This is a genomic window from Mediterraneibacter torques (genome assembly GCF_044591705.1).
Taxonomy (GTDB): Bacteria; Bacillota; Clostridia; order Lachnospirales; family Lachnospiraceae; genus Mediterraneibacter; species Mediterraneibacter torques.
Map to the genome: position 1 here is coordinate 1,517,705 of NZ_CP172594.1, position 16,288 is coordinate 1,533,992.

Below are 16,288 nucleotides of genomic sequence, written 5' to 3' on the forward strand. Positions count from 1 at the left end.
GTCCCCGGTATTCTTCTGCGAAAATAGTATAAGCAATAAAAAGGGAGTACCCCGCCTAATAGCGGAACACCAAACGCATAGAGCATATAATAAGAAAATACTCCATGACTAAACAATTCATAAACCGCGCCAAAAGCGGCGCACAATATGGTGACTAACAAATAGATGTATATAATAGTTTCTACTTCTTTTCCGCTTTTTTTAATATCCGATATAGACAATGTCACTTACACTCCTCTCTTTTATACTCTTTCCACTGGTCGTCGGTTTGTTGACAACCTTTCCGTTAAAATACATAGTGGAAGAGCCGCCTCCATCCAGATTATAAGCTGTTTCTACCCCTAATTCGTACATTAATTCTGCCAGTTCCAAAAGAGAAAGTCCTTCGCTTTCTTCTGTTCGCCCATCTGAAACAACAAATACATAATGAAGAGAATCTATGATCCCGATTGCCGTTCTTGGGTTGCTTGCCATCGCTTTTCCCACTTCATCTTCTTCTGTCACACAAATATCTCCCTCTTGTATAAGAGCCGGGCCAAAAGATAAAATTTCCTGTGCACCTTGTTCTAACAATTCTTCTGCCGCAATATCTTCTTCTGAGATAATCTCAAAAGTTCCATCCTGATAAATCACCAAATCTTCTTGTCCTTTTTCTGCTTCACTCCGATACAGCTTTCCGCTCCGAAGAACATATCCTTTTTCCTGCGCTCCATAATAATCCCCATTAATAGCTAATACGGCATTTTCCCGGGCAGCCATTTCCGATGTCTTTTCCGTTACATTTTTTCCGTAACTGTTTTGTGCAAAGGCTGTTTTCAGATACTCGGATGAAGAAAGCAATATATCTGCTACATAAACCGTAGTGTCAGCCTCACAATATTCTGTCAAAGTAACAGAAATCTGCCCATCCTCATACGATGTTTCCGATATCTCAGCCTCTGTTTCCGAAGTCGCCTGCTCTTCACCTGATCTACTTTTCTCTTGAATAATATTCTGTCCTTCTGTCTTCTCTTCCAAGCGATACACTTTTGAAATCAAAAATGTATCCATAAACATATATACTGTAAAACCGATCAGCAAAATACTATACAGACATCCGATCCAATGTATTTTTAAATATTTTAGCATTTTAATATCCTCGTCTTTTTTTGTTTGAATATGAATGTTCTTTGAACAAACCAACTTATCATAAAAAATAATAGTTCTGTACAGGGTTTCGCCACATATCGGTTCATCCCGGCACCTACAAACAACTCTAAAATCAGAGTATTCCCAGCTAAAATCCCTGCCGCTAAGAAAACATATTCTGCCGCCATTGCAGTCGTATTGGTTTCTTTTTGAAAAACCAGTTTTCGGTTTATGTGATAATTAAAACATCCGCTTATGATTCTCGCCGCGACGTTGGAGCACAAGACAGAAAAACCTTTTGCAGTTCCCCTCATAACCCATAGAAATGCGCTGTACATCCCATAGTCTAAAAGAAAACTGAGAAATGAGGATGCCGAAAATTTTAAAATCTCTTTATAGATCATGCAAGAATCTTTCCACGGATGAAAATGAGATCCAACATTTTCATTTCTGTAAATTGTTTCAATCGGAATCTCCTTCATGAAAATCTGCTTTCTGCTGCATTCCAGCAGTACATTCATTTCATATTCATATCGTTCTCCCGGAATTTCAAGTAAATCCGAAAGAATTGTGTTATCAAAAGCCCGTAGCCCTGTCTGTGTATCATAAAGATGAACCCCTGTAATAAGCCCATAGACAATACGGGTGATCCGATTTCCAAATTTACTTTTAAACGGTGTTTCTTTTTGTATTTTTCTGCTTCCCAAAATCAGATATCCCGGATACCGTTGTGCTTCCTTACATATCTTTTCCACATCTGACGGACTGTGTTGTCCGTCTGCATCTACTGTCACTACAATACAATAATCGGATATATTTGTTTGAATATAAGACAGACCTGTTTTTAAAGCACTTCCTTTCCCTTCATTTTTTATATGCGTAAGTATAAGCACATTTCCTACATCGTTAATATCCCAAAATATTATTTTATGTTCTTCTGAACTTCCGTCATCCACTACTAAAATCCAAAATCCCTTTTTCTTTAATGTCTGTACCAAATCTACCAGACAATACTCCGGATTGTATGCCGGAATCAATGCGATTTTTGACCATGACTTCATAAGCTGCCGCCTCCTTCCGAGGAACTGTTTTCTGTGCTGCCACCCGATGGCATATCAGGCGGCATACTTTCCTGCGGATTTTCTTTCTTTCCCGGTTCCTGTCCTCTTTCCGGTTTTTCCCGCATGTCATCTTCTTTTCGGTTTCCTCCTCTCTGACCGCCTCCGGGATTTCCTCCTGACGGAGAATTACTTCCATAAACCAAACTGTCCATCGTAACACTCTGTTCTGTCTCTCCACATTTTACGGTATAATTTTCTCCCTCTTTAATTTCCTCACAGCTTATAATGACAGATGAATACGTTTTTTCAGCGCTCCAGCTCAAAATTTCATTTCCACTGTCATCCAAAAGTACAATATCCGTATCGGCTTCCTGCGCCTCTACATTGACCATCATGCACCCTTGTGTGGAAGAATCATCAAAGCTTTGCGCCATCCCCGATGATCCTGACGCTGCAAAGACTCCTCCCGTAATCACTGCACTGCCACTGTAATCCAATGTTCCGTTTCCATCATTAGAAGGACCGGAAACATAAGTTTCTCCACCGGAAACCGTAAGATCCCCATTGGAATCAATGCCATCTCCCGACGCATTGACATGGAGCTTACCTCCGGAAATGTGAATATAGGCGCCTTCCGTAACCGCAAACTGATCTCCCCCGCCTCCGGGTCCGTCAAATCCGCTGCCGTCATTTCCTCCTGCTGCATTCATTCCGTCATCAGAGGCCAGTACAGAAAGCTCGCCCCCTGTAATATCAATACTCAATCCTTCGATTCCTTCATAGCTTTTTAATATATCTATACTCCCTCCGGAAATCGTAACGTTCCCATCTGCATGAATCCCATCGTCTCCCGATGACACACTGTAAGTACCTCCACTGACAACAAAATTCCCGTTGGAATGAAATGCATCATCCTCTGTATCAACTGTATAGGTTCCGCCTTTTAATACAATCTGTGCAGACGCTTTCATTCCCTTGATACTGGTTGTGTTTTCCTCTGTTGTATCTTGCGGCAACTGTTCCGGCAGCATTTTCGTTTCTAATTCCTGATTCTGTACCCCGGCGCTTCCCTCTCCTGCCACAATAGTGTAAGTTCCCTCCTCTGCCTGAAGCCATGCGCCGGCGCTGACTCCATCCTGCTGTGAGGTAATATCAAAAGTACCTCCTGCCAAATAGACAAAACCTAAACTACTGTCCTCGGTATTTTCTCCATGTATCCCATCTTTTCCGGATATAATCTTATAAGAACCATTAGCAATCCGGACGCTGTCCTTTCCCGATATCCCATGTTTTGCACTTGTAATCGTATAGTCACCGCTTGTAAAGACAAGATCATCTTTTGATACGATTCCATGTCCTTCCTGAGCGGTAACGGTAAGTATTCCTTCCCCATTGAGAGTCAGATCTGATTTTGAAAATACCGCTGCATCAATATTATTCTCATCTATAGCAATATACGTTCCTAAATTAATCAGCTCATTTTCCGTTCCCGCTGCAGTAGTGACAAATACTTTATCTGCAGACCGTATATACAAAGCAGCCGACTGAGAATTAGAAATAGATACATCATCCAAAACAAGCTGAATTTTATCTGTATCCTCCGCATCTACAATCACCATTCCATCTGAGAGAGAACCTGAAAGTATGTATGTCCCTTCCTCTGTAATAGTCACTACGTTTTCATCAATCGACACTGAATCAGATTCACAGGAAGATCCCTTGTCCGCCAACAAAACAGCGACACTCTCCTCTTCTTCATATCCGACCTCTTTGTCTCTATCGGAAAACATAGCAGAAGTATCTATTTCCGTCGCAGAGGTACTCTCAGACGCTGTACTGTCTGTATTTTGCTGTATATCCTGATTTGTTGTATGACAGCCGGATAGCAAAAACGATCCCATTACAAAAAATAATACAACTTCTCTTTTCCGCATTTCTCATCGCCTCCTATAATTCTCCGATTACCGTCTCCTGTCTGCACATTGTAATTTCCAGATTTCCATTCCTACATCGAAGTTTATCGATCAATTCTTTTTCCGTTTCCGGTTTTTTCAACGTAAGGTTGTATGTCAATTTGAATAAACTTCCCATGTTTGTTGTTTTAATCTGTACTACCTCATAATCTTCAGTGTACTGCTTTAATATCTTGTCAAACACTCCGCTGTAATCCAAATCTTCCGGTATTGTAATGTGCAATGTTTTATAACGTAATCCATGCTTTCTCGTTCCAAAATCCATCCGATTATACAACAGCATAATGGCGCCGAGAATCACTGCTGATAATAACGCATAAGCCAAATATCCCATTCCCGATACCAGACCGGAACACATAGCAAGAAAAATAGCCCCGATTTCTTTTGCCGATCCCGGAACGGAGCGGAATCGTACGAGACTAAACGCTCCCGCAACTGCTACGCCGGTTCCTACATTTCCATTTACCATCATGATCACTACACAGACCACTGCCGGAAGCAACGCCAGCGTTGCCACGAAACTCTTCGTGTATTTTGTTCCATACATGTAAGTTCCCGCCAGGATCAATCCAACTGCAAGCGCGCATCCCACACACAATAAAAAGTCCGAAACGGAAATCACACTGGTCATATCTGTATCAAAAATCCCTTGAAATAAAGTATTAAGCATAACAGTATCCTCCCTGCATAGCCGCTTCCATCATACGTTGATAAGCAGAACCATATTTTGAAAATGATGTTTTATACAAATGATGTTTTGTAAGCGTTTCACTCATCCAAAGCGGAATTCCACCGGATGTTTTAATTTCCATCAATGTCTGTTGTTTTCCCAGTAAGGGATGTCCATAAATTTCACTTCCTAAAGAAATGTCGTTTCTGCGGTATAGAATATTTTCATCAAACGTTACCCGAAAATCACTTCCGTCTAAGGAATGAAACGCTTCCCTTTCATAAGACAAAAACACGGATGGCTGAAGGTTTTTATAATACTCGCGGAAATACTGTATTTCATCTCCTATCTGCGAACATACCGGGAGCGGCTCTCCTGTCCGAAAACTTTCCATCACTGTCTTTTCCGGAAGCAGAAGTCTGCGCTTATACACAACCGATTTATACTTTTTCTTAATCTCCACAAATACCGGATCCGTAATCTGTACCGGTTTATAACTTCGGATGCGAAGTTTTTCTTTATATACCGGCTTTTCCAGCGACCGCCGGATAAGCCGGAAATTCTCTGTGTCAAAATAAATATTTCTTATCACCGTTCTTCCATAATCATCCAATTTCATATGCGGTTTCATTGCAAGAAGAATCTCTTCTTTTTCTTTCTTATTAAGCAGATATTTTAATTCATAACGCTTAAAAGTCATTTGATAGGCCATAATATTCCTCCATATGTTTTATATTTTACAGACAGATCATATACTGCTCACCTTAATTTTACTTAAAATCCCGCCATATATTTCTACTGCTTTTCAAAATAGAAGTCCGCAAAATCATACTTATATACACGGTAAATATATTCATCGGCAAGTTCCATCTCAAATTCTTGAATGATATTCCCCGATGCGTCATATTCTCCGAAAATTCCCTGCATACCGGAATCTATAATAATATTTCCCTTATACTCCTGTGCACTGCTGACATAAGCAGAATATGGAACTTTAAAAGATTGTATCAGGGAATAGGTTCCATTATTTTCATTTACTTTATATTTATAATAATAGGATTCCTCTCCTTCTTTCATCGATGTTTCGATTCCTTCTATCTGTTCCCAATCATAAGCAGGTTTCGACTTACTTACTCCGAAATTATTATTAAACAGATAGAGATAATATTCTCCTGCATTTAAAGAATCATCTTGTACATATGTGACAGAATGCTGCCCTCCCGTATTGGAAAATGTTCCCGCACTCTCATCTTTTTCAAGCAACAATTCCTCATATCCTGTTCCTTCCCAGAAACTCTCCTCCCCAATCATATATGTTATCTGAGGAGTATCATAAATATCTTCGATCATCAAAATAGTCGAAGTCTCTCTGGAGCTCAGTAAAACGGCATCGTCCCCTATCCACTGTATCGTGTTTATATGTATCCAATCCAATTCTCCATCTTCATTTTCCGTACATTCTTCTTTATAATCAGAAAATAACTCTCCCAAATCGAGCACACAGCTAACTTCACCTGTCTGCGTATTAATCTGAATAATTTGATCTTCCACACTGTCGCTTTCAGTGTCTGTTGCCAAAACAAGCAAATTTCCATCATCATCAAACACATAATCATGATGAAGACTGTATGTACCCGTATCATAAATCTTCTCTGCTTTTCCAAGATGATTCACCGCCGCAATTTTGCTTTCTGATATACTGTAATACATACAATCATCCCGGAATAAAAGCCTGTGGCTCCTGTAACCGATCAACGGAATTTCTCCTCTGAGCACCCCGGAATTATCGTAATAATACATGAAATCTTCTTCATCACTGTCATTTCCTAAAACGACGTATAACCCGTCTGAAACAGTTTCACTCCCTTCGGCTGCTTCTGTTTGTTTCAGCTGAATCTCCTCTTTTCCGGACAATTCTCCCATTTCATGTACATAAGAATATATCTCCACGCTTCCATCTTCTTTTGTCAAAGTAAATGTAATAGTATTACATTCTTCCGGTATCAACCCCATAACCTGAAACTCATGTTCCGTATCAAATCTGCCTTCCCCTTCCGGCGTTTGTGAAAAGTCACCGATAGACAAATCCGGAACTGAAACATTGTAAGAAACAGATACCGGCTCCTGCGTAGTAAAATAAACGTATAAAGACAAGGTATTTGTTCCATATGGATTTTCTTTTATCAGCATATTATCCTCTGTGTATGCTCCGCTGCTTTTTTCTTCTTCAATCTGTGTTTCCACTTCATCTTGATACGCTTCGGTATAAATGGTCTTTATTTCATTTTGATATATTTCTGACGTTTCTTCCTGTGCAATTTCTTCTGCCGCCGATTTAAAAAAAGAGGCGCAGGCTGTCACTGCCAAAACTAAAATCATCCCACCTATTATCTTTTTTTGTTTCTTCATCTCCATCTAAATGTTCCCTCCATCTGTTCTATCCCATCAAAACCTTCAACTTCCCACGTCAAACTCCTTGATGAAATAAATTATCCGTTTTTATTGACAGGAATATCGTACACGCTGTACCTTAATTGTACTTTAAGACAAAATCATCTTAAAAAGGCAGTAAACCCTAGGTTATTAACCTGAGATTTACTGCCTTTTGCATATTCGATATTATCAGTACAGAGATCTCTTTGACGCTTCTCATGTACTGTTTATTCATCATTGCCCCGGAAAAGTCACTGTAATACGCAGCGATTTTTCATCTTCTGTTTCTGCCATGATCTTTCCCTTGTGAGAATCTGCTGTCGCCGCTGCTATAGAAAGTCCAAGTCCGTATCCTCCTGTCTGGGAATTTCTGGAAATATCTGTCCGATAAAAACGATCAAATAAACGAGAAGTCTGTTCTTTTGAAATATATTCTGTCGTATTAAATACAGACAGATAAATACGGTTTTTCTTTTTCCCGAGAGTAACGTCAATCCTCCCCCTTTCATTCGTATATTTGACGGCATTATCAAGCAAAATCGTTATCAGACTTCGGATTGCTTTTTCATCGCCTTTTATAGAAATCATAGGTGTAATCGCAGTTTTCATACAGATTCCCTGTATCTTCGCCGGCGCCTGAAAAGTATGACATACCTCTTCCACCATATCAGATAAAGGAAACTCTACTTTCAAATTTCCATTCTGCCCTTCTTCCATACGGGAAAGCATAACTAAAGAACCTGTAAGATCCGCAAGTCTTTTTGTCTGTTCCCGAATATCCTGCAGCCATTCATTCTCATCGAAGTCCATTTCCAAAACCTCCGTGTCTGCTTCAATAATCGTCAAGGGTGTCCTTAATTCATGCCCCGCATCCGTAATAAACCGCTTCTGCTTTTCATAATTATCAGAAAACGGTTTGACAATACGCCCGGAAAAATAAATCATCAAAAACAAAACCGATAATAGCCCTATGAAAGATACGATCATTGTAGTAAACAAAAAGTTCAGGAAATTATCCAGCTGTCTCCTGCAATCTAAGAAAATAACACGTATCTCCCCGCCATAAGACGTCTTCCAATAGCGATAATGATCCATAAATCCTTTTTCTTTTCCTCTTGCCCAAACTTCTGATGCGTATTCTATTGCATTTTCTGTGTCTATGGATACAATCTTTGACGTATCTGTTAAAATAACCTCTCCTTTTTCATCCAATAGAACAGAAAAATATCTGGATTCATAAGGGATCTCCGGTGAGATCCCATGTCTGTCCCCTTTTTCGTTTCCCGGAATCATTTTCGGAAAATGTCCTGCATTTTTTTCCAAAACTTCAAGAATTCGATCAGCATCTTCTGCGATCTTCCTGTAGTTTAAAACACCTGCAATCCCTCCTATGATAAAAAGTACAAGAAACAAAGATATCATGGACGCTACGATGAGTTTAATACGAAGTTTTTTTATCATGACCGCTCCTCCAGAGAATATCCTGCATTTCTCGTCGCTTTGATCTGAATATCTGCGTGGAGAGCAGACAACTTCTTCCTCAAATAAGAAATATATACCCAAACTACATTTATCTCTGCTTCACTGTCATATCCCCATATTTTTTCCAAAAACCGTTCAGAAGAAATTAATTGATGCGGATTGCACATTAAAAGCTCCAACATCTGAAATTCTTTATTGGCAAGGCGGAAACTTCCCTTACTTGTAGAAAGTTCAAATGCCGCCCGATCCAGCGTGACATTTCCCATCTTCAATTTGGAATTTGCCTGTGCCGTCTGCGCTCTTGTGATTGCCCGGATTCTTGCCAGCAGTTCTTTTGAATGAAAAGGTTTTGCCAGATAATCATTTGCTCCGGCATCCAATCCCTCTACTTTATCATCCACTTCTGATTTGGCTGTCAACAACAGAATCGGAATCAGATTCCCCCTTTCCCGAACTTTCCTTAACACTGTCAGTCCATCCACTTTAGGCATCATAATGTCTAAGACTACCCCATCATAATTATCCGCTTCCAGATAGTCCAATGCGCTCTGACCGTCATAAACTGCATCCACTGAGTAATTATTTCTTTCCAAAATCGCTGTCAGCGCTTTTGACAGCGCTCTTTCATCTTCTGCCAATAATAACCGCATAATATATATCTCCTGTTTCCGCCCGCTTCACTTATCTTTTTCCTTTACTCACAGCGAACTATATTTCTATTTAAAAATAAACGTATCACCTTAATCCTACTTTAAAATGCTGTTACTATGACATAGTATATCTTAGGAAAAACATATTTTCCAGTTTTTCTGCCCTCTATATCAATATACAGACAGCGCTTTTTTCATCTCTTTCACATAATCGCCGACATATTGCGGCGCATCCTTCCCATACTTTTCCATTATATTTACGATCGCAGATCCTACGATCACTCCATCCGCATATTCTGCCATCGCGGCTGCCTGTTGAGGCGTGGAGATTCCAAAGCCGACCGCACACGGAATCCGGGTGTTTTCACGAATGGTCGCCACAATGGAAGTCAGGTCTGTCGTAATCTCACTTCTCATCCCCGTCACGCCGAGGCTCGAGACAACATACAAAAATCCTTCCGCCTCTCCTGCTATCTTTGCGATCCGCTTTTCAGAAGTCGGAGCAACCATAGAGATCAGATCCACCCCATATCCGGCACAGATCGGGTGAAATTCTTCCTTTTCTTCAAATGGAAGATCCGGCAGGATCAGTCCGTCAATCCGGCTCTTTTGACACTCTGAAACAAATTTTTCTACACCATAAGAAAATACCACATTCGTATACGTCATAAAAACAAACGGTACATCTATGTCTTTGCGCAGTTCTCTTACGAACGCAAAAATTTTATCGGTAGTGATCCCGCTTTTCAAGGCTCTTAAATTTGCCGCCTGAATAACCGGGCCTTCCGCGGTCGGATCAGAGAACGGAATCCCAAGCTCTATCAGATCCGCACCGTTTTTTACTGCTGATCGGATCGCTTTTTTCGTTGTTTCCAGATCCGGATCTCCACAGGTGAAAAATGCAATAAATGCTTTTTTGTTCTTAAACGCATTCTTGATATTACTCATAAATATCCTCCCCTCTGTATCGGGCGATCGCCGCACAGTCTTTATCTCCTCTGCCGGAAATCGTAACTACGATTATCTTTTCCGGACTCATCAACGGCGCGACTTTCATTGCATGAGCAACTGCATGCGCCGATTCGATCGCCGGAATGATCCCTTCTGTCTTTGCCAGATATTCAAACGCCCAAACGGCTTCTTCATCCGTCACCGGCACATATTCCGCTCTTCCCATATCATGCAGATAGGCATGTTCCGGGCCTACTCCCGGATAATCCAGTCCGGCGGAAATAGAATATACCGGAGCGATCTGCCCATATTCATCCTGGCAAAAATAAGATTTCATACCATGAAAAATCCCAAGTCTCCCTGTCGTGATCGTAGCCGCGGTTTCATCGGTATCAATTCCCCTGCCTGCCGCTTCACAGCCGATCAGGCGGACTTTTTTGTCCTCAATAAAATGATAAAAGCTGCCGATCGCATTTGAACCGCCTCCGACACATGCAATCACCGCATCCGGAAGCCGCCCTTCTTTTTGAAGGATCTGCTCTTTGATCTCTTTTGAAATAACTGCCTGAAAATCACGGACAATCGTAGGAAACGGATGGGGTCCCATAACCGATCCGAGACAGTAGTGCGTATCGGCGATCCGGGAGGTCCATTCACGCATCGCTTCCGAAACGGCATCTTTTAAAGTTGCCGTCCCTGTCGTTACAGGGATCACTTCCGCTCCAAGCAGCCGCATCCGATATACGTTCAAAGCCTGCCGGATCGTATCTTCTTCTCCCATAAACACGACACATTCCATCCCCATAAGCGCGGCAGCCGTTGCAGTTGCAACTCCATGCTGTCCGGCTCCGGTTTCCGCGATCAATCTTGTCTTTCCCATTTTTTTTGCAAGCAATGCCTGTCCAAGCACATTATTGATCTTATGAGCGCCCGTATGGTTGAGATCCTCTCGTTTCAGATATATTTTTGCTCCCCCAAGAGCTTTCGTCATCTTCTCTGCATAATACAGTCTGGAAGGTCTGCCTGCATATTCGTTGAAAAGTTCTGTGAGTTCCCGGTTAAATTCCGGATCATTTTTGTAATACTCATATGCTGCTTCCAATTCGATCACTGCATTCATCAATGTTTCCGGGATATATTGCCCGCCATGAGTACCAAAACGTCCTTTTTGATTCGTCATAATTTTCGTTCCTTTCTGACTGCTGTCATAATCGCTGCCATTTTTCTTTTATCTTTTCGTCCCTCTGTTTCGATTCCGGAGCTTACATCGATCGCATAAGGTTTTAACTGCTCCAGCGCTTTTTCTACATTATCTATATGGATTCCTCCTGCAAGAAAATACGGTCTTTCCATATGTTTTATCCACTCCCATTCAAAAGTTCTTCCGGTTCCGGCACCGGAATCCAATAAAATAAAATCCGCCGGACTTCTTTCCGCTTGTCTGACATCTTCTTCCTTTTTTATACAAAAAGCTTTGATGACCGGCTGAACAATACGGCTTCTCAGATAGTTCAGTTCCTTCTCTTCTTCTAGGCCATGAAGCTGAACGATGTCGATCACCTTTTTATCGCAAATTTCTTCGATTCGTTTTAAATCTTCATTTACAAAAACTCCGACCGCCTTGATCTTTGGATCCAGCAGGCTTTTTAATTCCTCCGCTTTTTCAAAGGAAACATATCTTTTACTTGTCTTTACAAATACGAATCCGATATATTCCGGTTTCAGTTCGTTTACCGCTTCAATATCACACCGACGGGACAAACCGCAAAATTTTATTTTTGTCATATAGCACCTCTTAGCCAAGCCAGCTTTTCCGCCTTGTTTTCTGTTCTCATAAGCGCTTCTCCGATCAGCACCGCATCTGTGCCGATCTCACGCAATCTTTTCACATCTTCGGCGCTGCAAATTCCACTTTCCGAAACAAACAGTATCTCCGGCGGAATCATTTCACGAAACCTGCGGCTATTGTCTGTATCTACTGTAAAATCTTTTAAATTCCGATTGTTGATTCCTATAAGACGCGCCCCGGCACGAACCGCCATTGTCACTTCTTTTTCATCATGTGCCTCTACCAAAGCCGAAATCCCCATCTCATCACAGATACCGATATATTCCTGAATCTGCCGCTCACTTAATATAGAACAGATCAGAAGTACCGCTGATGCCCCCAACACTTTTGCTTCATAGAGCATATATTCATCTACGGTAAAATCTTTTCGCAGACAAGGAATATATACTACTTCGGCGATTTCTCTAAGATATGCATCCTTCCCTAAAAACCATCCTGGTTCTGTCAATACGGAAATACAGTCTGCTCCGGCGTTCTCATACTCTTTTGCAATCTGTATATATGGAAAATCACTAACGATGATCCCTCTGGATGGAGACGCCTTTTTACATTCACAGATAAAAGAAAGCTCCGGCTTTTTTATCGCATTTTCAAATGCAAAACTTCCTTTCGGCATTGAAAAGGCCTGTTGCCTCAACGTCGAAAGCGGGCGTTTCTGTTTTGCTTTTTCGGTTCGTTCTCTGGCATAGCCGGCAAGCTGTTCTAAAATCGTCATACACACCCCTCCCCACGATTGCTTCCTTCGATCAGCTTTTGCAGCGTATCCAATGCTTTTCCTGAATCAATAAGTTCTTCTGCCAGTGCAATTCCCGCCTTTATACTGTCCGCTTTTTCGCCGATATAAAGCGCCGCTCCGGCATTGAGCAATACGGCATTTCTCTTAGGACCTTTCTCCCCTTTTAAGATTGCAAGCGTGATCTCTGCATTTTCTTTCGGTGTGCCGCCTTTTAAATCTTCTTTACTGCAGCGTTCAAACCCGAATTCTTCCGGTGTGAGAACAAAAGTCCGAAACCATCCGTCCCGAATCTCACATACGGTCGTCGCTGCACTCATAGAAATTTCATCCAGCTTATCCTGTCCGTATACTACCATCCCCCGTCGGATGCCGAGATCGAGCAATACCTGCGCCAAAGGTTCCACGAGATACTCGTCATATACTCCCAGCAGCTGCATCGTAGGTGTTCCCGGGTTTGTCAACGGGCCTAAAATATTGAAAACGGTACGAAAACCTAATTCTTTTCGTATTGCCCCCACATATTTCATGGAAGTATGATACTCCTGTGCAAAGAAAAAGCACATTCCTGCCTCATTTAACAGTTCCAGACACTTTTTCGGATTCTGGTGAATATTAACTCCGAGAGCTTCCAGACAGTCTGCCGTTCCGCATTGGGAGGATGCCGCCCGATTTCCGTGCTTGGCAACCTTCATTCCTGCCGCCGCTGCCACCAATGCCGCTGTAGTCGAAATATTAAAACTCTGTGCATGATCCCCGCCTGTTCCTACGATTTCAAACAATTCCATTCCGGTCTCCACACGAGTCGCATGTGCTCTCATGGCAGCCGCACATCCGGCAATTTCATCTGTCGTCTCTGCTCTGGCGCTTTTGGTTGACAGTGCAGCAAGGAAAGCCGCATTCTGCGTCTCGGATGTCTGTCCGCTCATAATTTCATTCATAACTGTATATGCCTCGTCATATGTGAGATCTTCCTTATTTACAATTTTTACGATCGCTTCTTTGATCATATCTTATTCCTCCTTGTATAAAATTTCTAAGTATTTGTCTTCCCTCCGGTGTCATAATGGATTCCGGATGGAACTGCACACTGTAAATCGGATATTCCTTATGCTGTATCGCCATGATTTCTCCGTCTTTTGTGGAGGCGGTAACATAGAGACTGTCCGGAATCGTGTCGGCGTCTGCCGCAAGAGAATGATATCTTGCAGCCAAAATGCTCTGTGAGCAGCCTGAAAACAACAACGTTTCGGTATCGACTTTTATCTGAGACTGCTTTCCGTGCATTTGCTTTTTTGCATAAGTAATTTTCGCTCCAAAGGCCGCGCAGACTGCCTGATGTCCCAGGCAGACACCGAGGATTGGAATTTCTTTCCCAAGTTCTTTTACAACTTCTATGAGTATCCCTGCATCTTCCGGTCTGCCGGGTCCGGGTGAAAGAATGATCCTCTCCGGCTTCAGACGTCGGATTTCATCCACAGATATTTCATCATTACGGACAACCTTCACATCCGGTTCTATCTCGCCGATCATCTGATAAAGGTTATAGGAAAAGCTGTCATAATTATCAATGAGTAAAATCATTCTTCCACCTCCTCTGCAAGTTCCAGCGCTTTCAATGTAGCTTTTGCTTTATTTAAACACTCTTCATATTCTCGTTCCGGTACGGAATCTGCTACGATCCCGGCTCCGCTTCTTACAAAAACCTTTCCGTTTTTCTTATATGCCATGCGGATTGCAATACAGGTATCCATATTTCCCGCAAAATCAATATAACCGACGGCGCCGCCATAAATGCCCCGTTTGTTGTTCTCCAGTTCGCCGATCAGCTGACAAGCCCGGATCTTCGGCGCTCCTGAAAGTGTTCCTGCCGGCAGTACCGCTTCTATGGCATCCAAAGCATCGTACTCCTCTTTTATTTTCCCGCTCACCGAAGAGCCTATATGCATGACATGGGAAAACCGCTCCACAGAATGTAATTTTTCTACTTTCACAGTGCCGAACCGGCTGATTTTCCCAAGATCGTTTCTCCCCAGATCTACTAGCATGTTGTGCTCTGCCAACTCTTTTTCATCTGTCAGCAGTTCTTTTTCCAGCGCTTTATCTTCCGTCTCATCTCTTCCTCTTGGTCTCGTTCCTGCCATTGGAAACGTATGAAGCGTTCCGTTCTCCAATTTAACCAATGTTTCCGGTGAAGCGCCTGCCACCTCAAGATCTGTTCCTGAAAAATAAAACATATACGGAGAAGGATTCGTTGTCCTAAGAACCCGATAAGCATTGATGAGGCTTCCCTCATAAGGCGCTGATAACATATTCGATAATACGATCTGAAAAATATCTCCTTCATAAATATGTTTTTTTGCGCTTTGAACCATATCGCAAAACTGTTCTTTTCCAAACGCCGCCGTAACTTTTTCCTGACGCTTTCCGCCGGTTTCTTTCTTCTTTTCCCCGTTTTTTAACAGATGAGCAAGCTGTTTTAGTTCCATGACCGCTTTATTGTATTCACTTTCAACATCATGCAGTTTCATATTGACAATAAGAATGATCTTCTGTCTGAAATGATCGAACGCTATTACTTTGTCAAACAGCATCAAATCTACATCCGGAAATTTTTCTGTATCTTCCACTTGCCCTTTTGCCGACGCTTCGCTATATCCAAAATAATCGTAGGAAAAATATCCCGCAAGACCTCCGGTAAACGGCGGAAGATAAGAAAAGCAAGGACTTTTGTATTCAGAGAGAATCTGGCGTAAATACGCTGACGGATGCTCTGTTTGTAACTTCAGTATTCCGGCAGTCATCTCTCCGTCCGCACAACGTATCTCCATAATGGGATCAAAACCGAGAAACGTGTAACGTCCCCTTGTTTCATTTGCATATGCAGATTCCAGCATATAACAGCGCATAGATACATTTTTCAATCTCCTTAACGTTTCGATAGGAGTTGTGAAATCAGAAAGTATTTCGCAGCTGACCGGTATCACTTTATATTTTCCGGTTGAAGCGATTCTTCTGACTTCTTCTTGTGTCGGTAAAACATTCATACTTCATACCTCCGATCCAGAAATCATTACACTACTTTTCGTTGCAATCTTGTCAGAGGAATTTATGGGAATAAAAAAAACGCCCCTGACAGAAAAAAATAAATCTGTCAAGGACGAATCGTGTACATAAATAAAAAGTACGACACTATCCGCGGTGCCACCTTGCATTCACAGGATTCCCTGTGCACTTAGCAGGATACCAACATATCCCCGGCAACTGACGTATGCCCACACGTTGCAGAATACTCTGGAAAACATCCATTTGACTGCACCCTCAGCGGTCCATTTGCCAACTTGTTTCTCATCCGGCT

15 protein-coding genes are annotated in these 16,288 nt (G+C 41.9%); all 15 read right to left on the reverse strand.

Translation table 11 applies throughout. From position 1 onward, the window contains the following. Positions 1 to 201 precede the first annotated feature (201 nt). The 15 genes from ACH9UM_RS07050 to trpE all read right to left on the reverse strand — a co-directional run bounded on the left by ACH9UM_RS07050 (position 202) and on the right by trpE (position 15,977). Entirely contained in the window at positions 202 to 1,128 is a 927-nt protein-coding gene (locus tag ACH9UM_RS07050; protein ID WP_009319886.1) for a phosphodiester glycosidase family protein, read from the reverse strand. Beyond that, on the reverse strand, positions 1,122 to 2,189 hold the full coding sequence (locus ACH9UM_RS07055) for a glycosyltransferase (protein WP_400091020.1): 1,068 nt from the start codon (positions 2,187 to 2,189) through the stop codon (positions 1,122 to 1,124). Before ACH9UM_RS07055 ends, ACH9UM_RS07050 begins: the two co-directional genes overlap by 7 nt. Then, entirely contained in the window at positions 2,186 to 4,123 is a 1,938-nt protein-coding gene (locus ACH9UM_RS07060; protein ID WP_022003188.1) for a carbohydrate-binding domain-containing protein, read from the reverse strand. The genes ACH9UM_RS07055 and ACH9UM_RS07060 overlap by 4 nt, the downstream gene beginning before the upstream one ends. A 13-nt stretch (positions 4,124 to 4,136) precedes the next feature. Further along, on the reverse strand, positions 4,137 to 4,832 hold the full coding sequence (locus tag ACH9UM_RS07065) for a DUF4956 domain-containing protein (RefSeq protein ID WP_009319889.1): 696 nt from the start codon (positions 4,830 to 4,832) through the stop codon (positions 4,137 to 4,139). Then, complete coding sequence (locus ACH9UM_RS07070) at positions 4,825 to 5,544, reverse strand: polyphosphate polymerase domain-containing protein (protein ID WP_009319890.1); 720 nt, start codon at positions 5,542 to 5,544, stop codon at positions 4,825 to 4,827. The genes ACH9UM_RS07065 and ACH9UM_RS07070 overlap by 8 nt, the downstream gene beginning before the upstream one ends. An 83-nt stretch (positions 5,545 to 5,627) precedes the next feature. Beyond that, positions 5,628 to 7,247 (reverse strand): aryl-sulfate sulfotransferase, encoded by a 1,620-nt coding sequence (locus ACH9UM_RS07075; RefSeq protein ID WP_009319891.1) that lies wholly within the window; start codon positions 7,245 to 7,247, stop codon positions 5,628 to 5,630. A 252-nt stretch (positions 7,248 to 7,499) separates the two neighbouring features. Continuing rightward, complete coding sequence (locus ACH9UM_RS07080) at positions 7,500 to 8,726, reverse strand: cell wall metabolism sensor histidine kinase WalK (protein WP_009319892.1); 1,227 nt, start codon at positions 8,724 to 8,726, stop codon at positions 7,500 to 7,502. Next, entirely contained in the window at positions 8,723 to 9,397 is a 675-nt protein-coding gene (locus tag ACH9UM_RS07085; protein ID WP_004845429.1) for a response regulator transcription factor, read from the reverse strand. The genes ACH9UM_RS07080 and ACH9UM_RS07085 overlap by 4 nt, the downstream gene beginning before the upstream one ends. A 171-nt stretch (positions 9,398 to 9,568) precedes the next feature. Continuing rightward, positions 9,569 to 10,345, reverse strand: a complete 777-nt coding sequence (gene trpA, locus ACH9UM_RS07090; RefSeq protein ID WP_009319893.1) for a tryptophan synthase subunit alpha — start codon at positions 10,343 to 10,345, stop codon at positions 9,569 to 9,571. Then, positions 10,338 to 11,528 carry a tryptophan synthase subunit beta gene (trpB, locus tag ACH9UM_RS07095; RefSeq protein WP_004845427.1) on the reverse strand — a complete coding sequence of 397 codons (1,191 nt, stop codon included), beginning with the start codon at positions 11,526 to 11,528 and terminating at the stop codon, positions 10,338 to 10,340. The genes trpA and trpB overlap by 8 nt, the downstream gene beginning before the upstream one ends. Further along, positions 11,525 to 12,133: a phosphoribosylanthranilate isomerase gene (locus tag ACH9UM_RS07100; protein ID WP_004845426.1), complete on the reverse strand. Its 609-nt coding sequence runs from the start codon at positions 12,131 to 12,133 to the stop codon at positions 11,525 to 11,527. Before ACH9UM_RS07100 ends, trpB begins: the two co-directional genes overlap by 4 nt. Beyond that, positions 12,130 to 12,912, reverse strand: coding sequence for an indole-3-glycerol phosphate synthase TrpC (trpC, locus tag ACH9UM_RS07105; protein WP_009319894.1), 783 nt, complete (start codon positions 12,910 to 12,912; stop codon positions 12,130 to 12,132). Before trpC ends, ACH9UM_RS07100 begins: the two co-directional genes overlap by 4 nt. Beyond that, complete coding sequence (trpD, locus tag ACH9UM_RS07110) at positions 12,909 to 13,940, reverse strand: anthranilate phosphoribosyltransferase (protein ID WP_004845424.1); 1,032 nt, start codon at positions 13,938 to 13,940, stop codon at positions 12,909 to 12,911. Before trpD ends, trpC begins: the two co-directional genes overlap by 4 nt. After that, positions 13,906 to 14,514: an aminodeoxychorismate/anthranilate synthase component II gene (locus tag ACH9UM_RS07115; protein ID WP_004845423.1), complete on the reverse strand. Its 609-nt coding sequence runs from the start codon at positions 14,512 to 14,514 to the stop codon at positions 13,906 to 13,908. The genes trpD and ACH9UM_RS07115 overlap by 35 nt, the downstream gene beginning before the upstream one ends. Then, a complete protein-coding gene (gene trpE, locus ACH9UM_RS07120; RefSeq protein WP_004845422.1) occupies positions 14,511 to 15,977 on the reverse strand; it encodes an anthranilate synthase component I in 1,467 nt (488 codons plus the stop codon). Before trpE ends, ACH9UM_RS07115 begins: the two co-directional genes overlap by 4 nt. Between the last annotated feature and the right edge of the window lie 311 nt (positions 15,978 to 16,288).

Bases quoted from the DNA above. Each gene is read 5' to 3' on its own strand.
- ACH9UM_RS07050 (WP_009319886.1), bottom strand. From the start codon at position 1,128: ATGCTAAAATATTTAAAAATACATTGGATCGGATGTCTGTATAGTATT.
- ACH9UM_RS07055 (WP_400091020.1), bottom strand. From the start codon at position 2,189: ATGAAGTCATGGTCAAAAATCGCATTGATTCCGGCATACAATCCGGAG.
- ACH9UM_RS07060 (WP_022003188.1), bottom strand. From the start codon at position 4,123: ATGCGGAAAAGAGAAGTTGTATTATTTTTTGTAATGGGATCGTTTTTG.
- ACH9UM_RS07065 (WP_009319889.1), bottom strand. From the start codon at position 4,832: ATGCTTAATACTTTATTTCAAGGGATTTTTGATACAGATATGACCAGT.
- ACH9UM_RS07070 (WP_009319890.1), bottom strand. From the start codon at position 5,544: ATGGCCTATCAAATGACTTTTAAGCGTTATGAATTAAAATATCTGCTT.
- ACH9UM_RS07075 (WP_009319891.1), bottom strand. From the start codon at position 7,247: ATGGAGATGAAGAAACAAAAAAAGATAATAGGTGGGATGATTTTAGTT.
- ACH9UM_RS07080 (WP_009319892.1), bottom strand. From the start codon at position 8,726: ATGATAAAAAAACTTCGTATTAAACTCATCGTAGCGTCCATGATATCT.
- ACH9UM_RS07085 (WP_004845429.1), bottom strand. From the start codon at position 9,397: ATGCGGTTATTATTGGCAGAAGATGAAAGAGCGCTGTCAAAAGCGCTG.
- trpA (WP_009319893.1), bottom strand. From the start codon at position 10,345: ATGAGTAATATCAAGAATGCGTTTAAGAACAAAAAAGCATTTATTGCA.
- trpB (WP_004845427.1), bottom strand. From the start codon at position 11,528: ATGACGAATCAAAAAGGACGTTTTGGTACTCATGGCGGGCAATATATC.
- ACH9UM_RS07100 (WP_004845426.1), bottom strand. From the start codon at position 12,133: ATGACAAAAATAAAATTTTGCGGTTTGTCCCGTCGGTGTGATATTGAA.
- trpC (WP_009319894.1), bottom strand. From the start codon at position 12,912: ATGACGATTTTAGAACAGCTTGCCGGCTATGCCAGAGAACGAACCGAA.
- trpD (WP_004845424.1), bottom strand. From the start codon at position 13,940: ATGATCAAAGAAGCGATCGTAAAAATTGTAAATAAGGAAGATCTCACA.
- ACH9UM_RS07115 (WP_004845423.1), bottom strand. From the start codon at position 14,514: ATGATTTTACTCATTGATAATTATGACAGCTTTTCCTATAACCTTTAT.
- trpE (WP_004845422.1), bottom strand. From the start codon at position 15,977: ATGAATGTTTTACCGACACAAGAAGAAGTCAGAAGAATCGCTTCAACC.